The organism is Citrobacter sp. RHBSTW-01013 (genome assembly GCF_013781985.1).
In the GTDB taxonomy this organism is placed as follows: domain Bacteria; phylum Pseudomonadota; class Gammaproteobacteria; order Enterobacterales; family Enterobacteriaceae; genus Citrobacter; species Citrobacter braakii.
On record NZ_CP056185.1, the window covers coordinates 3,186,658 to 3,210,897 of the forward strand.

Consider the following 24,240-nt stretch of genomic DNA (forward strand, 5'->3'; position numbering starts at 1 on the left):
TGATGCGAGTTATCTTAACCACTCACCAGGTTTTGGCAACCTTTGCGCTGTAAAGTTATGTCCTGTCATCAGCAGGATATACCGCGATTTCAATCAGATTGAGATCGGGATCTCTGACATAAACCGAGCGAATCGGTCCCATCGCACCGGTTCGTGCAACCGGTCCCTCAACAATATCTACCCCGTGCGTTTGAAACGTGGCTATCACCTCTTCCAGCGCACGTGTGGTGATAAAACACAAATCCAGCGCCCCCGGCGTTGGCGCGTAAGCTTTGGGTTCAAACTCTTTTCCCCGAATGTGGAGGTTAATTTTCTGATTGCCAAAGACGAAGGCTTTCCGCCCTTGCGCGAAGGTTTCCAGCCTCATCCCTAAAAGTTCGACATAAAAACGAACGCATGCCTCTTCATTATTGGAGGTCAATACCAGATGATCCAGGTGGTCAATCATAGCGATATCCATTTTGGTTGCTCATCTCAGACACTTACCCTATTCATTCACACGCTACAAGAAAAAGAGAATCTTACGGCTGCGTTGACAGAACATAGCGCAAGGCGTTGCGGCTCACGTTTTATAAATTAAATGATAATTAATCATATTTTCGTTTTTATTTATTACAATATAACATTGCCAAAATAATTGCGAAAATATCACGGAAGTGATCATTCACTATTTACGAAGAGTACCAAAGGATATTCGCAGAACAGTACATAAATACTGTCCCGCTACGTATTGATGCGTAAATGAAAGTAAGGGTCAGCGCATTTTTAGGTGATTATCGTATTATAGCCCGACGCAATGAAGAGCGTATTCATTCGCAGAAAATTTGTTTATTGAATGTTATTTAGAGTATATGGAAATGAAAAAATATTTATTACCCCTGATTGGGTTACTTTTTACCGTTAGCGCTCAGGCAGCACCATTTACCGACGGCAAAGAGTTTATCTCACTGGAAAAACCCGTCGCTTCAGCCCCGGCAGCGCTGAAGTTTTTCTCATTCTATTGTCCTTCCTGCTATCAGTACGATGAAGTTTTTGAAATCACTGATAACGTGAAAAAAGTTTTGCCTGCTGACGTCAAACTCACCGAATACCACGTCGACTTTTTAGGCCCTCTGGGGCAAGACATGACGCACGCCTGGTCCGTCGCCATGCTGTTGAACGTGCAAGATAAAGTTAAACCGTTGCTTTTTGATGCCGTGCAGAAAAAACAAACCATTAAATCGGCGGACGATATTCGTAACGTATTTATCAGCGCGGGCGTCAGTGCCAGTGATTATGATGCCGCATGGAATAGTTTTGCCGTAAAATCACTAACCGCCAAACAGCAAGAAATGGCTAAAGCCGTAGATTTAACCGGGGTGCCCGCCATTTTTATCAACGGTAAATATATGATCAATCCGAAAGGACTGAAATCTGATGACCTTAACGCGTTCGTACAAAACTATGCTGATACGGTCCGCTTCCTGATCACTAAATCCTGATGTTTAGCTAATCTCTCTATTCGCACCACACAACAGACGCCATAACGTTAAAAAGCGCTGTTGGTGGTGCAACGCCCGCATCGTTTATAGCAATATCCTCCCTTCCCGGTTGGCATTCTCCGTTATCAGGATTACCCTAAACTTAGCGGTGATACCTGTTGTCAGGGTTCACCTTCTGCAAGTGTTGATTTACACGAGAGAACGCTATGGAATTAAAGGATTATTACGCCATTATGGGCGTGAAACCGACAGACGATCTCAAGACAATCAAGACCGCCTATCGTCGACTCGCCCGTAAATATCATCCTGATGTCAGCAAAGAGACTGACGCGGAGGCCCGGTTTAAAGAGGTTGCTGAAGCCTGGGAAGTCCTGAGTGATGAACAGCGACGCGCCGAGTACGACCAGTTGTGGCAGCACCGCAACGACCCACAGTTCAACCGTCAATTCCAACAAGGAGAGAATCAACGCTATAACGCCGAAGATTTCGACGATATCTTCTCCTCCATTTTTGGTCAGCATGCGCAACAGTCTCGCCAGCGTCATGCCAGCCGCGGGCACGATATTGAAATTGAAGTCGCCGTATTCCTCGAAGAAACGCTTACTGAGCATAGCCGCACGATCAGTTACACCCTGCCGGTTTACAATGCGTTCGGCATGGTCGAACGTGAAATTCCTAAAACGTTGAATGTGAAAATTCCGGCTGGCGTCGGTAACGGTCAGCGTATTCGTCTGAAAGGCCAGGGCACCCCCGGTGAAAACGGCGGACCAAACGGTGATTTGTGGCTGGTGATTCATATCGCGCCACATCCGCTGTTCGATATCGTTAATCAGGATCTGGAAGTGGTCGTTCCTCTGGCGCCGTGGGAAGCCGCGCTGGGCGCGAAAGTAACCGTTCCGACGTTAAAAGAGAGCATCCTGCTGACCATTCCTGCAGGCAGCCAGGCCGGGCAGCGGTTACGCATTAAGGGCAAAGGTCTGGTAAGTAAAAAACATACCGGCGATTTGTATGCGGTGATCAAAATCGTCATGCCGCCGAAACCTGACGACGCCAGCGCCGCCCTGTGGCAGCAGCTGGCGGATGCACAAAAGACCTTTGATCCGCGCAAAGAGTGGGGGAAAGCATAATGGCTAACGTCACCGTCACCTTTACCATTACCGAGTTTTGTCTGTACACCGGTGTGTCAGAAGAAGAGCTACATGAGATTGTCGGCTTAGGGGTGATAGAACCTCATGAAGACGAGACTTTTGACGATCATGCGCTGACCGTCATGCGTCGCGCGATACGCCTGCGTCAGGAGCTGGAACTTGACTGGCCGGGAATTGCCGTTGCGCTGACATTGCTGGAAGAGAACGCTCAACTGCGGCAGGAAAACCGCCTGCTGCGCCAGCGATTGTCTCGTTTTATCAGCCATCCTTAATGTGTCAAGGCCAGCATGATGCTGGCCCTTTTATTATCCGCAACCCGCTCTTAATGACATTGCGCAGCAGATGGCATACAGTCAGCGATAAGAATTATCTCAAACAATAAGACGTTGAGCCATGCAGCTTAAGCCCCTCACAAAAGGTCGTTTTCACAATATCTGGCAGCAAGATGATGCCTTAATTGAGAAGATATTCCAGGAGTTGCTCTCTGAAACACAGATTATCCAGGAAGATGACTATCTTTACCGCCAGGGACAGGTAGTCGATCGACTAATCATGGTGCAGTCAGGGAGAATTTCTCTGCGTTATAGCGCGGAGAATGGTCGCCGTTTCCAACTGGGTGCAATGGAATGTGATGAGCAACTGTTTGGCGAAATGGAGTTTTTTACCGGGTATCGTTGCCAGCTTGATATCGTAGCCGAAGAACCGCTGACCGTGGCGGTATGCAACTGTGACCGTCTGGAGGAAGCGCTGAACCAGCACCCCAGACTGGCGATATTTTTCGCCAGCGCAATGGCCGTTGATTATCAGGATATGCTGGAAATCTTCCTGCACCGGATGCTCTACCCTATCGTACATAACGTAGCGTATGACCTGTATCGCCAGCATCAGGACAAGCAGCCAATGGATGGTTTTCATAAAAAATACCAGGAAGCTGAGCGATTCGGCACCACCGACCGGGTCTATCGACGGGCGGTGAAAGCGCTGACGGATGCCGGGCTGGTAACGCGCACGAAGCAAGGACTGGAGATTAAGGATCTGGATGGGCTGCGTAAATTTCTCGGCAATGACATCATTGACTGACACACCAACCCTGGCAAACGGAGCATTGGTGTGTCATTTCAGCGCAATCAGAACTTATAGGTGAGGTTGAAATAGTGACCCAGCCCGGTGGTACGCCCTGCTCCACCGTGGTTTTCCATCAATGCCATGTTGCGGAAATATTTTAAGCCATAACCTACCGCATAATGCTCTGAATGCCAGTAGATGCCGTTATACCATTCAATCGCGTTATTGCTATATAACGGCTGGTTAGCAATCTTGTTCGCGGCGAACTGGTAGTCAAAGTAACCCTGATAGTTCAAATAACTGCCGTTGGCGAACGTATAGAACGGCGTCGACCAGTTGGTCGAGAACATGTAACCATCCCACTTGCCTTCGTTATCCGCACCGTAATTTTCACGTACATAGTGCGCATAAATGTTCATTCCCACCAGACCAAACCACGGCACTTTAACATCCGTGCCAAGACCAACGTAATGCTCAAATAATTCCCGGTCACCAATGTTATTTACCGTTGCGATATAGAATTCGTTAAATGGCCCAACGGATAAATCTTTATTAAAAATGGCGTCGAGGGAAAAACGTGGAGATATCTTGGCAAAGAAGTTATCACCCCCGTGACGATCGTCCTGCTCGCGATCCAAAATATCAAAGAAATCCACATAACCATACAGATCGATAATCCCGGATCGTGCGCCAAACTCCAGCTCAAGATAGGTGTCATTACGAATACCATAAGGCACTTTCGCATCCACACTTTGCATTAAGTTCATCTGCATCCAGTTAAAATCATTTTTGCGGATGTTGCCATCGGCATAATCAGCCGCAAGCGCTTGCGTACAGCACATCGCAATTACCGCACCCAGAACTGTTTTTTTCATCATTGATTTATTTTTCTTCAGCATTTTCAATTCCTTTGAGCAAAGTTGAGTGTCGCCCCACCAGTTAAATGGCGTGACGGCGGGCTTTCTAATTAAAGAGGTAAGCGTTATTACACTTTTTAATTACGTTTGAGTTTTAATGTACCCATCAACATAATAAAGATAATTAAATACAACACCGGTATTGCGTACATAATTTTCTGCAATCCCATAGTTTTTTCCATTAGCGCACTGATCGCCGGACTAAACATGGCGCCAGCACTACCGCTAATTAAAATATAAGAAACGTTCTGGCTACTCGCGCGCTTCACGAAAGAAACCCCGTAGGCAATAAAGGAGTTATACAGCGCTGCGCAGACAAACCCGTAACTATAGGCCAGATAATCAAGCCCGGAGATATTTTCCTTCGTGACAATGATGGTAGTAATAACGCAAGCTAACAAAATAATGCTAAGCAGAAAATAATGTATCTTTACGCGGGAAACAATAACGGTTGAGACTAACGCGCCGACCAGCGCAGCACCCCAGTATTGCGTAATAATATTACCTGCTTCTTCGAAGGGAATACCAAATTTGTTCTTCACAAATAATGGTGCCCAGGTCAGGAAGGTATACAGCGCCAACATACCTAAGAACAGGCCAATGCCTCCGCTGATAATCCCTGGATTCCACTCGGATTTCACCGGGTCTGCGCTGTCCGCTGCAGGAGCCGTTTCACAGGCGGTAAAGCGGGTGAGAGCCACAACGCCCAGCGTGAGTAAGGCCACTATGCCTACGCTCAGATAGCTGTAACTCCACGACATATTGTGCGTCAGGGCGAAGGTGGTAATCAGCGGGAAAACTACGCCCGCGACGTTAAAGGTGGCGTCCTGCACCACCAGCATCGTACTTTGAATGCGATCCTGCCAAACCGACACCACGATCGTTCCCGCCACGCACAGACCAATCCCGCCGCAGAAACCCACCAGGGTCATGGCGACCATCACCGGCCATAAGCCAGGGCTTAAGTGCATTGCCAGAGCGCAGAGGAACACTATCGAATAGATAATGAACGTCATACGCTTAACGCCGATTTTCTCAATCAGGAAAAAGGCGGCGATGGTCCCGGCTAACGCCCCACCGTTAAGCAACGAAAATATCGAGGCGACGGTATTCACATCGGCACTGTAGCGTACTGCAATCGGTTCAATCAGCATGCCAAACTGACTGGCAAATCCTGCCATAATAAAATTTGCCAGAAAACTAATCAGCGTAAGTGCTATTTTATTCTTCATATAATGCCATCTCTGATTGGTTCATTTAAATGCTGATGCTAAGCCGTAACAGCTGTATTTAGCGCCAGCTCTATCATATTTTTAAAGGTTAACTGCCGTTCTTCCGCCGTTGTTTCTTCTCCTGTCAGGCAATGGTCGGATACGGTTAATATAGCCAACGCTTCAATATTAAACTGATGCGCTAAAGCGTATAACCCTGCCACTTCCATATCCACACCCAGCACACCAAACTTTTCCAGTGCAGGTATTAAATTTTCGTCAGGATCGTAATAAAGATCGCCACTGAAGACATTGCCGACTTTAACGTCAATACCGGCCTTCTGCGCCAATGCCCACGCCTGCTGCAATAATGGAAAATGGGCAGATGTCGCCATCGTGTAGCCCGCGCTACGTTTTAAATTTGTGACGGAATCCGTTCCGGCGGCGACGGCAAGAATAATATCTCGCATTTTGACATGATGTTGTGTTGCCCCAAGACTGCCAACACGAATAATTCTCTGTACACCGAAGTCATGTACCAGTTCATGAGCATAAAGCGTCATTGACGGAATACCCATGCCATGTCCCATCACCGAAACAGGTTGCCCAAAATAAAGACCGGTATAGCCCAGCATATTGCGTACATTGGTGACTTCGCGGTAATCCATTAGATAATTTTCGGCAATAAACTTAGCGCGAAGCGGATCGCCCGGCATAATAACGGTTGGCGCAAAATCACCCGCTTTGGCATTAATATGTGCAGTCATAACAATTCCTGAATTATGGGTATTGAAGATATGCAGGGATTGTAACCAGAGGATTGCACAGGATTGAGGACAAAAGTCCTGCTCAGAGGATCGGCCTCTCATTTCTGAGAGTTAGTGTTGCGGGCAGATGGAAAAGCAGAAAACGGCGTCCCCGCCGCGCAGGCAGGGAAAGCGCGCAGGACTATCAGGATTTATCGTTCTGTCTGAACAATAGAGCGGTGTAACGAGTATTCACTTTCCCGCTACGCTTACCATCTGGCCCGAAATAGCGATCGTTTCTACACAGACGCTCGGTGCCAGTCTGGTTAGTCCGGTCGTTGCTGCGTATGCTGACAATGGCAAAACGCTCATCGCTAGCAAGATGCTAACTTTTGTCATCGTGTTGTCCTTATCTCATTTTGCTTGCGCCGGATAACAGTCCCAACAATGACCTATTAAACTAAAGAGTTGTAAATATTTCGGTAAGGTTAAATTTTTTATATGCTTTTTCTTTTATAGTGCCATTCGATATCAACGTGCTCATTTCAGTGACAAAATTCATAATATCATCACACTTGCTGTTATCGGGTAAATCGGTGTAATTATAGTTCCACCATTTTATTTTTAACAGCTGTTCAATAATATCTGACTCAAATCTGTATTTGATAATTTTCGCAGGAACCCCTGCGACAATAGCATATGGAGGCACATCTTTAGTAACAACGGAATTTGCTGCAACAACAGCACCATCACCAATTGAAATACCACCTTTTAAAACGACATCATTGCCAATCCAGACATCATTGCCAATCGTTGTATTTTTAGGCTTTGTAATAAATGGTTTCAATACCCAGTTTTGCCCGAACTCGTTGGCAGCATATTTATCAAACTCGCCATTATAAGTAAGCATATGAGTTGTAAAACGATTCATAGGATGGTTTCCTCCCATGATTTTTACGTTTGATGCAATACTACAAAATCTTCCGATATTTACATTACCCGGAAAATAACAGGTTGGAAATGAAAACGCACCAACGCTAGAAAAACTTTTTACTGGCATTGTGGAATATTGTTCAGCAATAACATCAGCTTCAATTCTAATTTTGTCACCTTTCGAGAACAGTAACAAATTCCTTTCTTTATAAACTTTCTTACCTCTATGATTCAAAAAGATATCGTTATCCATGCAAAATTCATAGTGCTTCCGAGTCCATCTAAAAACAAAAATTTCATTTGTGTCTTCTGAAAAATTATAGAGTCTGGTTTTCATACTGTTATTGTCTGCTTTTATTTGAAAATCTACGATTAGATTAAAGATACTCTAAACCCTAACCTTAATCAACTATTACAGTATGAAATAATACATATTGTAAATCACCTTGTTGTGACATTTCCTCTTACCACTCATAATTTAGTTTCTATAATATTCTGCTTAGAGAATGAATACAGATATGTTTTGAGACGTCGTTTTCAAAAACAAAATGTCAGATGCTTTTCTATAAGGGCAATTCAGGTAATGAAGAAAAAAATGCAGCCCCAGTTGCAAATGCCTGGCAGCCCAATAGGATGCAATTCTTTTTTCTGTCCCAAGAAGACGCTGAAAACCTTAGTTCTCGCGACAGCCTGACCTTCTGCGCGAAGAGTTTTGTTAAGTGTTTCTGCCTGATTGCACTCTATGGAGACCGCCCAAACAACCACTTATAACCCGTAATGAGAATAGCTCCGTATGCAATTGCGAATCTGTCTCTTACTGCTCAATATTGTTTTTAAAGTGGTCTTATTGTTATTATCATTTTCCGTTCTAAATTTGAGTTATGCTGCCATGATCCCATTTAGGTTTAGTGAGATGACTCCCACCGATATTCCTGCTGTTCAGTCGTTTCTTGTTGAGCATCTTAATTTATTCTTCAATGCCGGTAGAGCCATGCCTTCTGCCGAAGAAGATCTCTTTGATCTCGAACAACAGTATATCTTGCAGGAAAGGAATTCATTACTTTGCGCGTGGAGTGAAAACCAGGAATTAATCGCCACACTGGCGGTATGTCAATATGATGATCGTATTACTGAACTACGTGGTCGCTATAACTTGTCTGAAACGGCGGAAATTTGTCGTTGCTACGTGGATGAGCGCTACCGCAGACAGGGGATCGGAAGTCAGTTGTTTGCTTTAGCTGAGGTATTCTGTCAGAAACATCAATATAAGACATTGTATCTCCACACACATCATTTTTTACCCGGAGGGTATTATTTCTGGTTGCGTAACAATTTTAACGTGATTATGGATATGCAGGATGAATGGCAATTGGTACATATGGAGAGTACACAAAAAAAAGAGTCAAGCGCTGATATGCGGAACTTTTGATGGTGATCAATATGTTTCATACACAGAAGTTTCAGCATGCGTGTAATTTGATCAATATCAACCAATTCTCATTTAGCTTCCTGTTGTTATTTTCATTTACAACATCGCAGTAACCAACAAAATCATAACTCACTGTATTAAATGGGTATTTTTTTCTACACCACTACCTTTTATCTCTTACCCTCTATGGTTGACCTTGTTAACAATTGCCGCTAGAGTCGCTTTCGACAGCATTTCATTACATTTTTGTATATGAATAGGAATATGGTGAGAATTATTCAATTCAATTCCATAACTGCCCCCGCAACTGTAGGCGGATGCAGAATATCCCTGTGTGGCTCATAAACCACAGGTCACTGTAAAGTTCATCTTTATGGGAAGGCCGATATTCTGATTACCGTGAGTCAGGAGACCTGCTGTCAAAGGTGTATGCCATTGAGTGGACGGGATGGTCCATGGGATGAATTATTTGACGCAAGCGGTAGTGTATTTATGAATAAGATTTTGGCTGAGTAAAGCTTATTTGCATTTTTTGCATATCTTCATTCTTAAATTTCACGATTCAATGTCATCTATCTTCATGTCTCCTCCCGATATATGGAATGAAATAAGCCATGACCAGACCTTAAGATTCTGGCATCAACGGGACGATGATAATGCACGCTAATTCTACCTTTTACTTCTCTAAAAAAACGCTTCTGGCTATTTTTGGCACGACTGCTCTCCTGCTTACTTCCGGTTTTTCCGAGGCAGCAAAAACCGAATATCCTCTGACGATTAAAAACTGTGGCCGCGATATTACCTTCAATCAGGCACCAACGCGCGTGGCGACGGTGGGTCAGAACAGTACCGAGATTCTCTATTCACTGGGGCTGGCCGATCGCGTCGTGGGTACTTCGCTGTGGTTTGGCCCGGTACTGGAGGCTTATAAAACAGCAAACGAAAAAGTCGCCGTTATCGCGCAAAATATTCCAAGCTTTGAAGGGATCGTGGCGAAAAAACCGGATCTGATCGCCAGTCAGTTTGAGTGGCAAATCGGCCCTGCTGGCACGGTTGCCTCTTACGAACAGTTTCGTGAACTAAAAATTCCTGTTTACACCGCGCCAGCTGACTGCGCGAAAGATAACGAAGATGGTGGTGATGGTGTCCGTAAGGGCATGTTTGATATTGCCATGGTGTATCAGGAAGTCGCCGATCTGGCGAAAATCTTCGATGTTCAGGATAAAGGCGAGGCGCTGATTGCCAGCCTTAAAGCACGTGAAGCCGCAGCGAAAAACAAAATTACCGGAATGAATGAGAATGTTTCCGCCGTGTTCTGGTTCTCAAGCGCCGACCTCCAGCTTGACCCTTACGTTGCCGGGAAGTTTGGTCCGGCGGCATGGATCGCCCAAACGCTGGGAGTGAAGAATGTGATTGATTCTGCTGAAGAGTGGCCAACGGTGGGTTGGGAAACCATCGCAAAAGCGAATCCTTCACTCATTGTGCTCGGTGAGATGAGCCGTCGCCGCTTCCCGGCGGATGACTGGAAGGTCAAGATGGAATACCTCAAGTCCGATCCTGTCGCCAAACTGGTTCCTGCCGTCAAGGAAAACCATCTACCGGTCATTGACGTACAGACCATGAATGCCGGGATCAGAACTATTGATGGTGTGGAAAAACTGGCTGATGCCCTTGTTGAATATGGCTTAGCACATCCGCAGGCTGCTCATTAATCTACGTTTTGCGCTATATCCTCGCACGGTGTAGCGCATCTCCGTTACTCAGGAACGCAGATAATCATGAGTGATTCACGCAGGATGCGTCGCGCTGTTGGTCAGCTTGCGGTGAGAGTCAGTGGGCATGCCGTTTGGGTCAGTGCGCTAATGTGTGGCGTGCTGCTGGCGGGGATTTCCATCGGCGAAACGCTTATCCCCTGGCAGCATGTTCTCAGCACGCTGGCAAATCATCTTTTTGATACACACTATCCTGTCGATGCGCTGGATGCAGGGATCGTCTGGAACTACCGCCTGACCCGAGCGCTGGTCTCGGCCAGTTGCGGCGCGTGCCTGGCTGTTTCCGGCGTAGTGTTACAGTCGCTGCTACGCAATGCGCTCGCCGAACCCTATCTACTGGGGATTTCTGCCGGAGCGTCCACCGGTGCGGTGCTGATTGCCCTCACTGGACTTGGGGCTGGCATCATCAGTATGTCATTGGGCGCTTTCATTGGTGCGCTGACGGCATTTCTGTTCGTTGCGCTATTGGCGATGGCCGCTGGCGGTAGACAAGGTGGGGGTGTAACAACCCAAATCATCCTTGCCGGGATCGCCAGCTCCCAGCTTTTCAATGCGATTACATCGCTTATCATCACCCGCTCAGCAAACGCCGAGCAAGCACGCGGTATTATGTTCTGGCTGTTGGGCAATTTGAGCGGTGTACGCTGGCCCGATGTAGTCTTAGCCATTCCTACCGCTCTGGTCGGTATCGCGCTGTGCTTCTGTTATGCCCGCCATCTTGATGCTTTCTCCTTTGGTGCGGAGTCTGCGGCATCGCTGGGCATTCCGGTAAAACGTACCCGTGCAGTACTGATTGCCGCCGTCACCGGCATGACGGCGATTATGGTCTCCATTGTGGGTGCGATCGGCTTTGTCGGTCTGGTGATCCCTCATGCTGCTCGTCTGCTGGTCGGCAACCAGCATCATCGACTGCTGCCGGTTAGTGCGCTTACCGGAGCTATTTTCCTCATTATCGCTGATGTTATTTCCCGCACGTTACTACCCGGTCAGGTACTCCCAATAGGCGTGATCACGGCTCTGGTTGGCGCTCCTGCGTTTTCAATCATTCTGATTAGAGGAAACCAGAACAAATGACGGTGAATCTCGTACAGCCACTCGTTACCTCTGCGCAAGCCGTTATTGAAGCCTGTAATTTGTACTGGAAGGTAAAAGGTAAGACGATTGTTGAAGATATTTCACTCAGCGTAACGCCCGGCGAGTTTGTCGGCATCATCGGTCCCAACGGCTCGGGCAAAACGTCACTGATTTCACTGCTGGCCGGTTTGCTGAAGCCAACTTCCGGGCGTATCACCCTGCAGCAAAAGGCGCTCCAGCATTATTCGCGGCGTCACCTTGCGCAGCGAGTGGCGTTGGTCGAACAACAGGCAGAAACCAGCGAGCGTCTTACCGCTTTACAAGCCGTTTCTTTGGGGCGGACGCCCTGGCTTAGCCTGCTCTCGCCCTGGTCCACCAAAGATGACGATATCGTGCAAACTATGCTGGAGAAGGTCGATCTCCGTGAATTACAGCACCGATGCTGGCATACCTTTTCCGGGGGAGAAAAACAGCGCCTGCATATCGCCCGGGCGCTGGCGCAGCAGCCGCAGTTGTTACTGATGGATGAACCCACCAACCATCTCGACATTCAACATCAGATTGGCCTGCTTAGTCTGGTTAAACGTGAAAAGCTCACGGTCATTGCCGCTCTGCACGACCTCAATCATGCCGCGATGTTCTGCGATCGCATCATCGTCATGACATCCGGGCATATGGCGATGCAGGGGACTCCTTGCACCGTGTTTACCCGAGAAAACCTCCATGCCTGGTTTGGTATCGACGCCATTGTTGAACATGAAACAGGCGCTGAAAACTGTTTTATCCGTTATCAAAGACCTGATGAATTTTAAGGAAGAATCGATGAAATATCTCAAACAGAGTCTGAAAGTTTTATGTTTACTCGCCCTCGCCTCTTCAACCTTCGCACAAACTCACGACGTTTTGATGAAAAATCGTGGGTCTGCGGGACCAATGGTCTATGAGCCGGATTATCTGGAGATCCAGCCCGGGGATACGGTGAAGTTTATCCGTAAACATAAGAGCCACAACGCGGCTTCAATCGCTGAATTGTCTCCGGCTAACTATCCCGGTTTTATGGGAAAAATAGATGAAGAGATCGAAGTAACTTATGACAATGCCGGATTTTACGGCATCAAATGTACACCACATTACGCTCAGGGCATGGTGATGCTGATAAAGGTTGGAGATGCCACGTTACCAGCAAGCTATCGGGCATTCAAAGCGCCGGGTATTGCTGATAAGCGCTTTCAGGAAATTTACGCGCGTATCGACAAACGTTAATCCGCGATACTCAGGGAGAAATACGAGGTGACAGAGAATAAACTTGCAGATGGCGAAATCCAGGAACAGCGCCGGGAATGCCTGTGTAAACTGACAAAATTCGTCGGCGCGGCAGGCGTCGCTGCTGCCGTCTGGCCGCTGGTTTCGGCCCTGGGCCCGGATGAGAAGACTCTTGCGGAAAATGAACCGATTGATGTCTCTCTTGCGGGGGTTGCTGCTGGACAAACCGTCAGACGCGTATGGCAGGGAAAGCTGATTCTTATTCACCATCGCACCCAGGATGAGATTATTACTGCCAGAAGTGCCGACTGGCATACGCTTATCGACCCACAACCGGACAGCGAGAGGGTCTCAGCAGCTCATCCTCAATGGCTGGTGGTTCAAGGGTATTGTCCACATGCCGGGTGCGTACCCAACGCCCGACCAGGAGGCGTGGGTTGGATCTGTCCGTGCCACGGCTCAGAGTTTGATACCTCCGGGCGCGTGACGCGCGGCCCCGCGACGACCAACCTGGCAATCCCGGACTATGTTATTCATTCGGATGGTCAGGCCGTGCGTATCGGCACGAAGGAAGCCTGAAATGAGGAGTGAGCGCGTCTATTCGCTTCGCTGGCGTATCCCGTTTCCTCGCTCGATTGCCGGACTCTGGGTATTCGCAATCGGCGCCATCCTGCTGGTTATACTCGGTGTGCAGATCCTTACGGGTATCGTGCTGGCGATGTTTTACGTACCGACGGCCGAGCTGGCATTTGACTCCATTATTCATATTATGCGTGCGGTTCGCCATGGAGAACTGTTACGCAACATGCATGCTATTGGCGCGTCGCTCTTTTTCTTTGCCTGTTATCTGCATATTTTTCGTGGCATGTACTACAGCGTTTACCGCAAGCCCTGGACGACAATGTGGATGATTAGCGTTACGCTGTATATCCTGCTGATGATGACCGCATTTCTTGGTTATAGCCTTATCTGGGGGCAAAAAAGCTACTGGGCGGTCATGGTAATTACCCGCTTTGCCCAGGCCATTCCACTGGTGGGTGATACCCTTTACGCATATTTAGTCGGCAGCCATACTCCAGGAACGCCGATGCTTGGCCGCTTTTTTGTTCTCCACTTTATTCTTCCCTTTGTGATTGCCGGCGCAACGGTTTTTCATATTCGCACCGTACAGTCGGCGTTTGCACAGGCGATGAAAAAGAGGTTTAGCGAGAAAGAGTCCAGGAGCCTGCTGTTCGATTACAAAATTACCGATCTTGATGCCATCAAAATCATCCTTTTTTTGATGATCTTCGTCTGGTTCTTATTCTTCGCGCCGCACTATCTGAGCAGCGCCGATAACTTTATTCCTGCGGATCCAACAGTTACACCCGCGATTGTTGCGCCGGAATGGTATTTTCTCCCCTTCTTCTCCATCTTGCGTTGCTTCCCAAATGAATTCGTTGGCTTAGCCGCAATGTGCAGCTCGGTACTGATTTTCTATTTCCTTCCCTGGCTTGATACTTCCCGGGCTCGTTTTCGCCATTACAGCAAACTGGTTAAATGCGGATTCTGGCTGTGGGTCATTAATGCCTGCTTTTTAGGCTGGTTAGGGTCGAAAGCGCTTGTTGGCCCCGATCTTATTGACGGTTTCCGTAACGAAGAGGGCTGGATCCGTGCCGCATCGCAGCTTTCGACTCTGATTTGGTTTGCCTGGTTTTTAATCGTATTACCTTGCCGTCGTTTTCTGGAAAAACAGGACTGATGATGAAACAACTATTGAAAATCAGCATTCTGTCCTTTTCTCTGTTGGGACTGGGTTCCTCCTATGCGCAGGAAGCCACGCCTGAACGGCAGGAATGGAGCTTCAGCGGCATCAATGGCCAGTATGATAAAGCGCAGCTTCGGCGTGGCCTGCAGGTTTATGAAGAGAAGTGTCGCGCTTGTCACGGCATAAAGCACCTTAGCTTTCGGTCGTTGACCAGGCCCGGCGGTCCGGAACTCACGGCTGAAGAAGCAAGAAGTATCGCCAGCGGCTATCAGTTTCCTGAGATTCAGGATGACGGCCAGATTGGCGAGCGAGACGGGACGCTAAATGACAGCTTCATCTCGCCGTATCTAAACGAGCAGGAAGCACGATACCTTAACAATGGCGCTTCTCCCGTTGACCTGAGCTATATCGTGCGTGCCCGTTCATACGATCGCGGATTCCCGCAATTTCTGTTGGATGCTTTTCTGCCCTACACGGACCAGGGATCAGATTACGTCTACGCGCTGCTAACCGGCTATCAACCTGCCGATCCCGAACTGAAGGCTAATCGCTATTTTCCCGGTGGCGTGATTAACATGCCGAAACCGCTAACCAGCGGAGAGATTCAATGGCGCCCGGCGTCGCTACAAGCTGAAACGGAGGAGCAATATGCCAGGGATGTTACCGCCTTTCTGGCATGGGCAGCCGACCCAACGCTCGCAGAACGAAGACAGCAGGGATATTACGTTATGGGCTACCTGGCCTTTATGCTGGGGCTGCTATGGATATTACGACGAATGAAAAGACGTTCGCTCATGTAGGCATTGCCAGATATGAAGATGATTCAGTTCGTCAGCTTTCCGCCGGGCAGCAGCGCTGAGTTGCCCTTGCGCGACTAAGGCTGGTGAAAGATGGCATGACATAAACTGCACAAAACGAAAAAACCCCGAGCTATTAAATAGCTCGGGGTTTATGTTTGGCGGAAGCGTAGAGATTCGAACTCTAGAACCCTCTCGGGTCGCCGGTTTTCAAGACCGGTGCCTTCAACCGCTCGGCCACGCTTCCAATGAGGCGCACTATAAACATCCCGAACGGACCTGTAAAGCACCAATGCGTTCGTTTGCCTGAAAAACAGCCAAAATATTGTTAATCGACTGAAATAACAACAGATTGACCGTTTATTCAGCACAAATACTGGCTACAGCGCTTAATGTTTTTTGATGAACATATCTTTGGTGTAGTAATTTCCCCGGTTATCTGGCGCAAATCCTCCCACCCACGGCTTCACAAGATGCGTGCGGACATAGTGGTAAACCGGAATCGCTGGCACATCCTCTCCTAAAAGGTCTTCAGCCTGCTGGTAGTATTTGCCTCGCTCCTCCAGCGAAGTTGCTTTCGCCGCCTTGCGCATCGCGTCATCAAAAGCGGGATTGCTGTACCTGGTGGTATTCTCGCTATCTCCGGTACGGAAAATATTGAGGAAACTTGAGGCATCATCATAATCGGCGATCCATGCGTAGCGCACGACGTCAAAATTACCGGTGTGCATGGTATCCAGCATGGTTTTCCATTCCTGATTTTGCAGCTTCGCCTCTACGCCGAGGTTTTTCTTCCACATTGACGATGCGGCAATGGCAATACGCTGGTGCGTTTCGAAGGTGTTATAGAGCAGATTTAGGCTAAGCGGATGCTCAGGGCCATAACCGGCTTCAGCCAGCAGTTTCTTAGCCTCGGTAATGCGTTTTTCGAGCGGCCACGCCGCATATTCCAGCGCATGCAGTTGCACTCCCCCTATTTCCGGCTGGCTGATAACCCACGCCGCGCGTTGCCCCTGCCCCATCACCTTTTGTGCGATGATGTCTTTATCTAACGCCATATTCAGCGCCCGGCGCACGCGCGGGTCATTAAACGGCGCTCGAGTCGTATTGAACTGATAGTAATAGGTTGAAAGCTGAGGTGAGACATGGAGTTCATTGCCCATCGTCTTTTTCAACTGCGCAAACTGATTGACCGGGACGCTATACACAATGTCGATTTCGCCGGCCTTATAGCGGTTAACGTCTGCGGACTCTGAACTGATGGGCAAATAAGTGACCTTATCAATGACGGTGTGCCGATCGTCCCAATAATGCGGGTTACGCACGGCAACGATGCGCTCATTGACTACCCACTGCGATAACTTGTACGCCCCGCTGCAGACAAAATGTTCTGGCCGGGTCCACTTATCACCAAAGCGGCCGATCAGCACTTTATCCAGCGGAACCAGTGACGGGTGCGCCAGCATCGCCAGAAAAGCCGCCGTTGGCTGCGTCAGGGTAATTTCCAGTGTGCTATCATCCAGGGCTTTGACCCCGATATCGACAGGATCTTTTTTCCCTTGGGCAATATCGAGGGCGTTTGCTACGTGCATATTGCCCAGATACGAGGAATAAGGTGAAGCTGTTTGCGGTGAGACCAGACGCTGCCAGCTCCAGACGACATCCTGTGCGGTAATGGCAGACCCATCTGACCAGGTTATGCCCGGACGTAAATGAAAGGTCCAGACGGTGTTGTCTTTGTTCTCCCAGGACGCGGCCAGCCGGGGTTCGATAGACCCATCCGACTTAACCGCCACCAGTCCGTCGAACATATCGCTGATTAAATTAAACTCAACGTTGCTTTCGACTTTATGCGGATCCAGCGACGCTGGCTCACTGCCATTGTTTCTGACCAGTTCCTGTTTTTCTGCAAGTATTGTTCCTGCGGGAACATTTGCCGCCATCGCCGCGCCGTTGATAGACATCAAACAGACAGTCAACAGCGTAAACGTCAATATCTTCGATTTATGTTGAATCATTCCCTTTACCTTATTGCTCTGTTTTATGTAGACACCGCTGTCACTGTCAGAGAGAAACAGGAATAACGCAATATTTTTCAGTTACCTGGCAGATATCTAACAGGCATTTTTACACATATAGTGCTAACATCTGATTCGGGAGCTTTTGTTGAAATAATATGCTTAAGCCTGGCGGGTTAAAATGCGTAAAGATGGGTAAAACCGCTGTGTCATTCCCCTTGATTTCATTATCCTCCATCATTAATTACATCTGTCATAAGAGAGTGACTCATGGATCGTATTATTAGTTCTTCACGCGATCGTACATCGCTACTCAGCACGCATAAGGTGCTGCGCAATACCTATTTCCTGCTCAGCCTGACGCTGGCGTTTTCGGCGCTCACTGCGACTGCCAGTACCGTACTGATGTTGCCCTCTCCGGGGCTTATCCTGACGCTGGTGGGTATGTATGGTCTGATGTTCCTGACCTATAAAACGGCGGATAAACCGGTTGGTATTCTGTCAGCTTTCGCTTTCACCGGCTTCCTGGGCTACATTCTGGGACCGATCCTGAACACATACCTGTCTGCGGGCATGGGTGATGTTATCGCCATGGCTTTGGGCGGTACGGCGCTGGTCTTCTTCAGCTGCTCAGCCTACGTGCTGACCACGCGGAAAGACATGTCTTTCCTCGGCGGTATGCTGATGGCAGGGATCGTGGTGGTGCTGATTGGTATGGTTGCGAATATCTTCCTGCAGTTGCCTGCTTTACATCTGGCGATCAGCGCGGTGTTTATTCTGATTTCTTCAGGCGCAATCCTGTTTGAAACCAGTAATATCATCCGTGGCGGTGAAACCAACTACATCCGTGCCACCGTCAGCCTGTACGTTTCGCTGTACAACATCTTCGTCAGCCTGCTGAGCATTTTGGGCTTCGCCAGCCGCGATTAATCAGCATCACTGATACGAAAAAAGAGAATGCCAATGGCATTCTCTTTTTTTATACCTTATTGACCCCGGCAGATATAGGTAGGATAGCGCCGGTCCTGAATAAGCCACACAGCAGGTGAAAGTTCAGAGATCGTCAGGTAGTAGCGTGAGGTCGGATAGGCGAAGCTCCCCCATTGGGCATTCGGCGTATTGTCACTGTGGCGAAGCCAGGTTTTGGTGTAGGTCAATACAATGACGTTGTCATCGTCCCGCTGCTCCCACGTAAAGTCTACATCCCTGTCAACGATAAAATTTTGCCCGCCAGCTCTTGCCGCACCTTTATAGGTGGTCAACCCTGTACCGTCCCGATGAAAATAGAACTGAGCAAGGGCATTTACCTTCACTTCACTTGTTTTCCCCTCATTGCGCGTAAAGTTAAATTCAGTGCTGCAGGCCAGCACATCACTTTTTCCCGTCGCGCCGCAATAGTAAAACAGCGCCAGCGCGCCGCCGACCAGGGCTCCGCCCAGTCCAAAAAGAAGCCTTATTTTCATTTTCCAGCCCCGTTTTTATAGCGAATGGTCTTGCACAGACGTGTTTTATTGACCGGGCAGGCCCCGATAAACAGTTCATCAGCAGTTGCAAGCGAAAAACGGGCGCTGAAAAAATAAATAGCATACTCCTCGCGCTCGCAAGCCACGTCATTGGCCTCCAGTCGCTCAGCTAATTTTGATAGCACTAACGGCCGTCCATGATCTTCGATAACCCAGATACTACAACGCGCGATTTTTTCCTGGACCGGCTTTAATTTCGCCGGAACAGTTATCTCCTGCGGGCGGCTAACGTAAAAGATCGCTCCCAACGGCACGGCAATCAATGCCCCTATTCTGAACCACTTTTTCAGGGATACTCGCCGGGGCAGTACATCTTGTTGCGCTGAGGGGGGTTGCGGATCAACGGCTTGAATTTTCTCTCCAGGCTGAAAAATCACATCAGCATCAAAACGGAAACCATAGCGCGGGACAGTGACGATCAATTCGTGCCCCTCTCCCAGAGACTGGAAGCTTTTACGCAGTTCGCTTACCGCTTTATTGAGATTATTTCCTGATGGCGTAAAGCCAAATTCTTCCCACACGCGAGCGATCAATTCCTCCCGGCTTAAGTTGCGTCCTCGGTGTTTAATGAATTCCTGTAAAAGACGAACGGCTGGCGCCGAAAGTGTTAATACAGACTCGGGTTGTCCAACAAGACTTATTGCATGTGCTTCAGGATCAAATAACAACGAATTATTGCATATAAAAAACATCTTTTATTCTCGGCTGTTACCGCATGCTTTTTATTCCCTGGTACGTCGATATGAAAACCGCCCCCTGACCTGCTTATTTTTTCATCAGAAGGAATTTTCCTCCCATCCTTGGCCGCGGTATTTTCGCTTAACTATACAACCTTAAAGCCAGAAAAGCAGGATAAAAAACTGTATATAACGAGTTAACTAATACAAATTTTCACAAATCGCTGTTCTGGTTAAAGTTTCCCTGCCCTGAAGCGATACGAAAGCAGACGGTGTCCTGGTGTTAACGCGCCGCCTTTAAACTCAGAGCAGGCAGACTGATTGTGAAACAGAAAAAAAGAGTGAGCATGACAACCGCCTTTTATGTCGCCGCGCTGTCATTGCCATTTTTCTCAGAAATGACAATGGCCAATATGAGCGTGTATCCCATGGAGCTGAATGTAGACAGATCCGGTGCGGCGCAAATTAAGGTGGCTTCAAAAACGGATGATATTCAGTTCATTCGGGTGAGGCAAAAGAAAATTCTTAATCCCGGAACAGCCCAGGAAAAAGAAATTGACGTCGCTTCGTGGAAAGAAGGTGGCGTGGTGGTTACGCCCGAGAAATTTGCTCTGGCTGCAGGCGCGATGCGCGTTGTTCGTCTGGTATCGCTTATACCGCCGAAAAAAGAGACCACCTGGCGTGTCTATTTTGAAGGGGTAAAACAACCTGACAGCATTATTCCGGGCAAGGCAAAAACCCCTGCAGCAATGGCGACATTAGGTGTCAATGTGATCTGGGGTGCACTGGTCCACATTGCTCCAGAAGAAAACGTAATTTCACTGTCGATTGACCCTCGCCGGGGAACGTTAAAAAACAACGGCACATTGCGTGTGCCGCTCAGAGAGATTGGTATTTGTGATGCTGTTTCATCGTGTAAATGGATAAAAGAAGACGCGACGATTTATCCGGACACTGAACGGAAATTAAAAACGCTCACTATGAAACAGGGTCAGAAATATAAGTTCCGCTACTTCAACTGGGTGAATAAAACCGCTGAAGAAGCTGATTTACCCGTCGTGCAATAACACGACGGCACAGTAAAAACCCACGTAGTTTGTTTAAAGAGCCAAGGTGCTCATTTGTAAATATGGAGATATCAATGCGTAACTATATTAAACCTCTGATGATTGTTGCCGCGATGGCCTCGTCCTTTAGCGCGCTGGCGATTCAAAAAGATATTACCGTCAACGCCAGCGTTGACTCACAGTTGGATATGACTCAGGCCGATAACACGCCACTGCCGGCCAGCATCGACATGCAGTACCTGCCAGGTCGTGGGCTGGAAAGCTACCGCCTGAACACCAAGGTGTGGTCGAACTCCGCCACCAGCAATGTCAAAGTGCGCCTCGTTAGCGCAGCTAAGCTCACCAATATGGATGGCGACGAGACTGTACCGATGACGGTGATTCTGGGTGATAAAACACTGTCTACCACCGATGCCGAATTTACCGGAACTGAACTGTTCCCAGGCAGCATTGAAAACGGTTCAGCGGTACTGCCACTGACCATTTCTCAGACCACCAAAGGCATTCTGAAAACCGGTCAGTACAGCGGCGTTGTCAGCCTGATGCTGACGCAGGCGACGACCACGGAAGGCGGTGCGTAACACCACAGTACATAAGGGATAACGTCAGAGGGTGCCCACCCTCTGACGTCAGGATGATGTCGAGGCTTGGTCATGGCGTTTCACAGAAATACTCTCCTCTTAGTTGCTTTATTACCCGCATCCATCCAACTCGCCTGCGCCGAGATGGCCGTCCCGGCAGGGTTTGAAGATCTGGCGAAAACGCAGCGCCTGTGGATAGAGGTTAACCTCTATGGCGAATCGCTTGGCCTTTTTGAAACGGATATCACACTTGAATCGGTAAGTTTTGTCGCACCCGAAACCGTGGTCGCGGCTATCAAACGTCAGTTTAATGACGCTCCTGCCCTCGTTGCCACCGTGTCTGCAGCTCTCGCCGTTCCACTTGCCCGTAACGGCAACCTGGCGTGCAGCAGCAATGGCTCCGCAACGGGATGTGATTACATTGATACCCATCGCGCGGCCATTATCTATGATGAGAATAACGCGCGCATTAGCCTGTTTTTGGACAAGAAATTTCTGCCTAAACAGACCACAGAAAACCAGTGGTATCAGCCTACGCAGGGCACTGAGAATGCGTTGATCCATCAACAGAATATCAATTTTGTTGCCGACAGGGATTACCAGTCAGCCACCGTTCAGGGCAATGGCGCGCTGGCCATGACGCAGGACGGCTACTTTAATCTCGACTGGACCTGGCTGGGGCAGCGTTCAAGGCACCAGCAGCAACAAGAAATAACCGTCAACAATGCCTGGTTTCGCCAGGATATCTGGCGTCAGTACTATATTCAGTTAGGCGAGATGGATACCCGCGATCTGTTCAGTAATGCTGGTGGGAATATCAACCTCAGCCAACTGCCGCTGGGCAAAATTCGCGGCCTGCGCACAGGCTCGACAAGGGCATGGATCAATCCGGTTCAGCAGTCAAAGGGTACCCCCATCACCGTGCTGCTTTCCCATGATGCGCGTATTGACGCCCGCCGGGGCAATCAGCTGCTGGCCAGTTTTTATCTCTATGCCGGGGCTCAGACCCTGGACACGCGATCGTTCCCCGATGGGAGCTATACCGTGACGCTGTCCGTCTATGAAAATAACCGGCTGACACGTACCGAGCAGATACCGTTTACCCGCACCGGCATTACGCCGTTTGACCGTGTCGAGTGGTTCCTGCAGGCGGGCGAAACCGACAATAACAATCAAAACGATGAACGCAGCGCGGTCGCGCAGGCGGGTGTCCGCCTGCCTGTCACTCCAACGCTGGCACTCACCAGTGGCGCAGCGATAAAGAAAAACCAACGTTTTCTGGAAAATGCACTCGACTGGAGTCGTGGTTTCAATGCGGGTCCGATCGATGGCGTACTCTCGACCCGGTTTAGCTACCTTTACGGCAGCGAAGGACAACGCGGCAATATTCAGCAAATCAGCTATAACGACGGTTTTTCACTGAGCTTCTATCGCAACGCGTTATCAGCGGAAAACTGCAATACCCGAAGCGCGGGATATGACGCCGTAAATGGCTGTTACCGAAGCCTGTCGGTGATGTTCTCCGTCCCTGTCGGCACCTGGTACGCCAGCCTGGGATATTCGGATAACCGCAACGAAGGACGATACGTTTCTCGTCGGGAACTCCCGGACAGTGACGATCGCCACGATGCAGGCTTGCCCTGGGAGTCGGTTTATATGACCCGCTCACGCACGCGGGCCTGGCAGGGTGGCTTGAGTACGGCTTTCAGCACGCGCGGTCTGAACATCAACAGCAGTATTAACCTTTTCATGCGTAACGATGACTCGCGCGAAGGCAGGGATAAAGGCGGCTACCTGAGCGTGAGTCTGTCAATGGCGCATAACCGTCAGGGCAATGCGACAAGCTATACCTCTCTGGGCGCGACATGGCAGCACCAGCAGCATGATAAAAACCAGCTGAGCTATAACGTGGCGCACAACTGGTATGCCGACGCACGTGGTGAAAATGAGTATGGACTGAGCGCATCAGGTATTAACAGCGATTCACTCAATACCTCTGCCTACACGCGCCAGGGCGGACGATATGGCAACGGGAGCCTGACAGTCAGCGATGCCTGGGATCGTCAGGATCGGCGCCATACCCTGAGCAGCAGCGGCAATTACAACTCCACGCTTGCGCTGTCGCGCTCTGGTCTGTGGCTGGGCCGCTGGAGCGACGGACGTCCTGCTTCAGCCATCGCGGTTAACGTTGCCACACCGGAAGATTCCCAGGATCCGAGCATTGCCGTGTCGCTGGATAACGGCGGCAGTGCAGACATTCCAGGCAATAGCCGCGCCCTCTTCGCCGTGCCGGGCTATCAGCAGACTACGTTGACGATTAACGAATCGCTGGATGTCTCGCGGGGTGCCAGCAGTGAAATCACACAAGGTTCAGGCAGCAGAACGTTGTTTATGGTGCCTGGCAAACTGCTCCGCCGGGACGTGCAAACCACGGCAAGCTACACCTGGCTCGGCCAGTTAACTGACGAGCAACATTCGCCGTTTATCGGCGGCGTGCCACTGAACGTTAACGGCTGGAGCGACCTTGGCAACGGCGGGTTTAGCGCTCAAAGCGACGCTCTGCTGCATAACCTCTACCTGGTGCGTCAGCAGCAGTTTTATCAGTGCGAGCTGAATGTAAAGAGTATGCGCGACGTCGTGCGTTACGTCGGGTCGATCCCTTGCCGGGAATTAACCTTCTCTGCCCTGCCGGATACTGTCCAGCAACAGGCACAGCTGATGCTCGCCGGACGACCGGTACCAACGGGTCCAACTGCCATGAATGCAGACAACGTCACAAAAGGGAAATGAT

24 protein-coding genes, 1 tRNA gene, 1 pseudogene and 1 riboswitch are annotated in these 24,240 nt (G+C 49.1%); of the genes and pseudogenes, 16 read left to right on the forward strand and 10 right to left on the reverse strand.

Annotation, left to right across the window (positions count from 1 at the left end; all coding sequences use genetic code 11):
• Window positions 1-55: 55 nt before the first annotated feature.
• Complete coding sequence (locus HV350_RS15450; RefSeq protein ID WP_016156158.1) at window positions 56-460, reverse strand: VOC family protein; 405 nt, start codon at window positions 458-460, stop codon at window positions 56-58.
• 397 nt (window positions 461-857) lie between these two features.
• On the opposite strand from HV350_RS15450, the gene dsbA reads away from it, so the two are divergent.
• The 4 genes from dsbA to HV350_RS15470 all read left to right on the forward strand — a co-directional run bounded on the left by dsbA (window position 858) and on the right by HV350_RS15470 (window position 3,709).
• Entirely contained in the window at window positions 858-1,481 is a 624-nt protein-coding gene (dsbA, locus tag HV350_RS15455) for a thiol:disulfide interchange protein DsbA (RefSeq protein ID WP_016156157.1), read from the forward strand.
• A 206-nt stretch (window positions 1,482-1,687) separates the two neighbouring features.
• Window positions 1,688-2,608, forward strand: a complete 921-nt coding sequence (gene cbpA, locus HV350_RS15460; protein ID WP_016152571.1) for a curved DNA-binding protein — start codon at window positions 1,688-1,690, stop codon at window positions 2,606-2,608.
• Complete coding sequence (gene cbpM, locus HV350_RS15465; RefSeq protein ID WP_016152570.1) at window positions 2,608-2,901, forward strand: chaperone modulator CbpM; 294 nt, start codon at window positions 2,608-2,610, stop codon at window positions 2,899-2,901. The genes cbpA and cbpM overlap by 1 nt, the downstream gene beginning before the upstream one ends.
• Window positions 2,902-3,022: 121 nt before the next feature.
• Entirely contained in the window at window positions 3,023-3,709 is a 687-nt protein-coding gene (locus HV350_RS15470; protein ID WP_016152569.1) for a Crp/Fnr family transcriptional regulator, read from the forward strand.
• 47 nt (window positions 3,710-3,756) lie between these two features.
• Here HV350_RS15470 and HV350_RS15475 read toward each other — a convergent pair whose 3' ends face one another.
• The 5 genes and pseudogenes from HV350_RS15475 to HV350_RS15490 all read right to left on the reverse strand — a co-directional run bounded on the left by HV350_RS15475 (window position 3,757) and on the right by HV350_RS15490 (window position 7,838).
• Window positions 3,757-4,593: an outer membrane protein OmpK gene (locus HV350_RS15475; protein WP_016152568.1), complete on the reverse strand. Its 837-nt coding sequence runs from the start codon at window positions 4,591-4,593 to the stop codon at window positions 3,757-3,759.
• Window positions 4,594-4,688: 95 nt separating this feature from the next.
• Entirely contained in the window at window positions 4,689-5,843 is a 1,155-nt protein-coding gene (gene tsgA, locus HV350_RS15480; protein ID WP_181628848.1) for an MFS transporter TsgA, read from the reverse strand.
• Between the two features lie 38 nt (window positions 5,844-5,881).
• Window positions 5,882-6,589 (reverse strand): purine-nucleoside phosphorylase, encoded by a 708-nt coding sequence (deoD, locus tag HV350_RS15485; RefSeq protein WP_016152566.1) that lies wholly within the window; start codon window positions 6,587-6,589, stop codon window positions 5,882-5,884.
• 184 nt (window positions 6,590-6,773) lie between these two features.
• Window positions 6,774-6,881: pseudogene (locus HV350_RS26685) on the reverse strand (hypothetical protein); the annotation flags it as partial.
• A gap of 147 nt (window positions 6,882-7,028) precedes the next feature.
• Window positions 7,029-7,838, reverse strand: a complete 810-nt coding sequence (locus HV350_RS15490) for a CatB-related O-acetyltransferase (protein ID WP_181628850.1) — start codon at window positions 7,836-7,838, stop codon at window positions 7,029-7,031.
• Between the two features lie 552 nt (window positions 7,839-8,390).
• Here HV350_RS15490 and HV350_RS15495 point away from each other — a divergent pair.
• The 8 genes from HV350_RS15495 to HV350_RS15530 all read left to right on the forward strand — a co-directional run bounded on the left by HV350_RS15495 (window position 8,391) and on the right by HV350_RS15530 (window position 15,586).
• Entirely contained in the window at window positions 8,391-8,930 is a 540-nt protein-coding gene (locus tag HV350_RS15495) for a GNAT family N-acetyltransferase (RefSeq protein ID WP_181630668.1), read from the forward strand.
• A 211-nt stretch (window positions 8,931-9,141) separates the two neighbouring features.
• A riboswitch (cobalamin riboswitch) is annotated at window positions 9,142-9,366 on the forward strand.
• Between the two features lie 220 nt (window positions 9,367-9,586).
• On the forward strand, window positions 9,587-10,642 hold the full coding sequence (locus tag HV350_RS15500; RefSeq protein ID WP_181628851.1) for an ABC transporter substrate-binding protein: 1,056 nt from the start codon (window positions 9,587-9,589) through the stop codon (window positions 10,640-10,642).
• A gap of 66 nt (window positions 10,643-10,708) precedes the next feature.
• A complete protein-coding gene (locus tag HV350_RS15505) occupies window positions 10,709-11,776 on the forward strand; it encodes an iron ABC transporter permease (RefSeq protein WP_016156150.1) in 1,068 nt (355 codons plus the stop codon).
• Entirely contained in the window at window positions 11,773-12,588 is an 816-nt protein-coding gene (locus HV350_RS15510; RefSeq protein ID WP_181628853.1) for an ABC transporter ATP-binding protein, read from the forward strand. The genes HV350_RS15505 and HV350_RS15510 overlap by 4 nt, the downstream gene beginning before the upstream one ends.
• A 10-nt stretch (window positions 12,589-12,598) precedes the next feature.
• Window positions 12,599-13,039, forward strand: coding sequence for a pseudoazurin (locus tag HV350_RS15515; RefSeq protein ID WP_103766115.1), 441 nt, complete (start codon window positions 12,599-12,601; stop codon window positions 13,037-13,039).
• A 27-nt stretch (window positions 13,040-13,066) separates the two neighbouring features.
• Window positions 13,067-13,618 carry a ubiquinol-cytochrome c reductase iron-sulfur subunit gene (gene petA, locus HV350_RS15520; protein ID WP_101700007.1) on the forward strand — a complete coding sequence of 184 codons (552 nt, stop codon included), beginning with the start codon at window positions 13,067-13,069 and terminating at the stop codon, window positions 13,616-13,618.
• 1 nt (window position 13,619) lies between these two features.
• Entirely contained in the window at window positions 13,620-14,780 is a 1,161-nt protein-coding gene (locus HV350_RS15525) for a cytochrome b N-terminal domain-containing protein (protein WP_181628854.1), read from the forward strand.
• 2 nt (window positions 14,781-14,782) lie between these two features.
• Window positions 14,783-15,586, forward strand: coding sequence for a cytochrome c1 (locus tag HV350_RS15530; RefSeq protein ID WP_181630669.1), 804 nt, complete (start codon window positions 14,783-14,785; stop codon window positions 15,584-15,586).
• A 156-nt stretch (window positions 15,587-15,742) separates the two neighbouring features.
• Here the strand turns inward: HV350_RS15530 and HV350_RS15535 are convergent.
• Both HV350_RS15535 and HV350_RS15540 read right to left on the reverse strand, forming a co-directional pair.
• Window positions 15,743-15,830 (reverse strand) — tRNA-Ser (locus HV350_RS15535).
• A 142-nt stretch (window positions 15,831-15,972) separates the two neighbouring features.
• Window positions 15,973-17,601: an ABC transporter substrate-binding protein gene (locus tag HV350_RS15540; protein WP_181628856.1), complete on the reverse strand. Its 1,629-nt coding sequence runs from the start codon at window positions 17,599-17,601 to the stop codon at window positions 15,973-15,975.
• A 270-nt stretch (window positions 17,602-17,871) separates the two neighbouring features.
• Between HV350_RS15540 and yccA the strand changes: the two genes are divergently transcribed.
• Window positions 17,872-18,531: an FtsH protease modulator YccA gene (gene yccA, locus HV350_RS15545; RefSeq protein WP_016152501.1), complete on the forward strand. Its 660-nt coding sequence runs from the start codon at window positions 17,872-17,874 to the stop codon at window positions 18,529-18,531.
• 56 nt (window positions 18,532-18,587) lie between these two features.
• Here the strand turns inward: yccA and HV350_RS15550 are convergent, their stop codons facing one another.
• Both HV350_RS15550 and HV350_RS15555 read right to left on the reverse strand, forming a co-directional pair.
• Complete coding sequence (locus tag HV350_RS15550; RefSeq protein WP_181628858.1) at window positions 18,588-19,064, reverse strand: hypothetical protein; 477 nt, start codon at window positions 19,062-19,064, stop codon at window positions 18,588-18,590.
• A complete protein-coding gene (locus HV350_RS15555) occupies window positions 19,061-19,816 on the reverse strand; it encodes a winged helix-turn-helix domain-containing protein (RefSeq protein ID WP_181628860.1) in 756 nt (251 codons plus the stop codon). Before HV350_RS15555 ends, HV350_RS15550 begins: the two co-directional genes overlap by 4 nt.
• 308 nt (window positions 19,817-20,124) lie before the next feature.
• Between HV350_RS15555 and HV350_RS15560 the strand changes: the two genes are divergently transcribed.
• From HV350_RS15560 to HV350_RS15570, 3 genes are all read left to right on the forward strand, one after another.
• Window positions 20,125-20,868 (forward strand): fimbrial protein, encoded by a 744-nt coding sequence (locus tag HV350_RS15560; RefSeq protein ID WP_181628862.1) that lies wholly within the window; start codon window positions 20,125-20,127, stop codon window positions 20,866-20,868.
• A 74-nt stretch (window positions 20,869-20,942) separates the two neighbouring features.
• Complete coding sequence (locus tag HV350_RS15565; protein ID WP_016152497.1) at window positions 20,943-21,449, forward strand: CS1 type fimbrial major subunit; 507 nt, start codon at window positions 20,943-20,945, stop codon at window positions 21,447-21,449.
• Window positions 21,450-21,521: 72 nt separating this feature from the next.
• The gene (locus tag HV350_RS15570; protein ID WP_181628864.1) at window positions 21,522-24,239 is read left to right on the forward strand and encodes a TcfC E-set like domain-containing protein; all 2,718 of its coding nucleotides are present in this window, start codon (window positions 21,522-21,524) and stop codon (window positions 24,237-24,239) included.
• Window position 24,240: the final 1 nt, after the last annotated feature.